The sequence below is a fragment of the Pseudomonas sp. 30_B genome, assembly GCF_017491605.1.
Classification (GTDB): Bacteria; Pseudomonadota; Gammaproteobacteria; order Pseudomonadales; family Pseudomonadaceae; genus Pseudomonas.
In genome coordinates this window covers 1-428 of record NZ_JAFGYY010000416.1, presented here as the reverse complement: position 1 = coordinate 428, position 428 = coordinate 1, and the positions used below count along the sequence as shown (strand labels likewise).

Annotated in this window: 1 pseudogene; it reads right to left on the bottom strand. The window is 41.1% G+C overall.

Going from position 1 to position 428, the window contains the following annotated elements:
- A pseudogene (locus J5M67_RS28940) lies at positions 1 to 299 on the bottom strand (hypothetical protein); the annotation flags it as partial.
- Positions 300 to 428: the final 129 nt, after the last annotated feature.

Here is a 428-nt window from a genome sequence, read left to right as displayed (position 1 = left end):
GCAGTAACTGTTGAAGCTGCAAGAACTGAAATGTCTGTAAGCATATGACCTGCGTCTATAAGAAGCGACAAAGAATTAGTTAGGAAAGAACCAATCACCTCAGCAAAAAACACAGTTGCAGTAAGAGAAAGCGTAAGAAGCAAACGATGCTGATGCGCATGACTTGCGTGAATTGCGGCTGCTTGGGAAGCTGCATTGGCGTTATTGTAATGAGTATCGAAAGAGTTGACATTTGCATTCACACTGCTTGAGCGTGAACCAGTGCCGTTAGTTTGAATTACATCGTTATGATTATGCACTTTCCAGCCTCCTAAAATATTAAAATATTTGGGCGATATCGTTTCTCAATATCATTCGCATTTTGCCGTATAAGCAATGAACCCCAGCCTAAGCCGGGGTTCACTATTATCAATTACTTTGTCTATGAC